We start from the raw sequence: 1,322 nt of genomic DNA on the forward strand, positions 1-1,322 counted from the left end.
TGAATCGCCCCGGGATTCGTGGAGGCCATTTGGTTTAAGTCAGACCGCCACCGCGACGGCTTGATTGGCGAGTTGCCGGTAATAGTTTGCCTCAGCTTCTGCAGGCGGTATGTAGCCGATGGGTTCGAGCAGGCGGTGGTTGTTGAACCAGGCCACCCATTCCAGCGTCGCCAGCTCCACGGACTCCTTGGTCTTCCAGGGCGCCCGACGATGAATCAGCTCAGCCTTGTAGAGCCCGTTGATTGTCTCGGCCAGGGCGTTGTCGTAGCTGTCGCCCTTGCTGCCCACCGACGGCTCGACGCCAGCTTCTGCCAAGCGTTCAGAGTACCGAATGGAAACGTATTGCGAGCCGCGGTCGGAGTGATGAACCAGGCTGCTGTCGCGCTCGGGCTGGCGCGCGTACAGCGCCTGCTCCAGCGCATCGAGAACGAAGTCCGTCCGCATCGAACTGCTGACGCGCCAGCCCACGATGCGCCGGGCGAAGACGTCGATGACGAAGGCCACGTATAGCCAACCCTGCCAGGTCGAAACGTAGGTGAAGTCCGAGACCCAGAGCTGGTTGGGTCGATCAGCCTTGAACTGCCGATTGACTCTGTCCAGCGGGCACGCTGCTTTGCTGTCGCCGATCGTGGTGCGCACGACCTTGCCGCGCATCACGCCGCGCAGACCTTGACGCCGCATCAGCCGCTCGACCGTGCAACGCGCCACAGCCGTGCCTTCACGCCCGAGTTGCCGCCAAACCTTGTCGGCCCCGTAGACCTGCATATTGGCCTGCCAGACGCGCTCGATCTGTGGCACCAGGACCTCGTCGCGTTGAGCGCGTGCGCAACGCCTGTGAGGCTCTCGTCGCAATGCTGCGTGACGTCGATACCCAGACGGGGCGATCTGCAGCACCGCGCAGATCGGCTCGACCCCGAAGGTATCGCGCTGCTTGTCGATGAAATCCCTCAGGACTTGAGCCGGCGGTCGAGCTCCGCCTGGGCGAAAAACGCGCTTGCCAGCTTCAGAATCTCATTGGCTCGGCGCAGTTCCTTGACCTCGCGCTCCAACTCCTTCACGCGCTGGGCCTCGGCGGTGGTCACGCCATCACGCGCCCCGGTATCGATCTCGTGACGCTGCACCCAGCCCAGCAGCGTTTGTGGCACGCAGCCGATCTTCGGGGCCATCGATTCCACGGCCGCCCACAACGACGGGTACTCCCCCCGATGCTCCAAAACCATCCGCACGGCCCGCTCACGGACCTCAGGTGAGAACTTGTTCGACTTGTTCATAGCTCCATCTTCTCAAGAGTTGGAGCCTCCTCAAAACCCGGGGCGATTCAC

1 protein-coding gene and 1 other annotated feature are annotated in these 1,322 nt (G+C 63.1%); the gene reads right to left on the reverse strand.

Features of this window, described 5'->3' with window-relative positions:
• Window positions 1-39: 39 nt before the first annotated feature.
• Window positions 40-1,271, reverse strand: a protein-coding gene (locus DES47_RS28560; protein WP_425057495.1) for an IS3 family transposase whose coding sequence is annotated in 2 segments (ribosomal slippage) — window positions 40-983 and window positions 983-1,271 — 1,233 coding nt in all. Because the reading frame shifts where the segments join, the coding sequence is not laid out codon by codon here.
• Window positions 877-993: a sequence feature (AL1L pseudoknot), on the reverse strand. (Overlaps the previous gene by 117 nt.)
• Window positions 1,272-1,322: the final 51 nt, after the last annotated feature.

This window comes from Roseateles toxinivorans (genome assembly GCF_004362525.1).
Classification (GTDB): Bacteria; Pseudomonadota; Gammaproteobacteria; order Burkholderiales; family Burkholderiaceae_C; genus Paucibacter; species Paucibacter toxinivorans.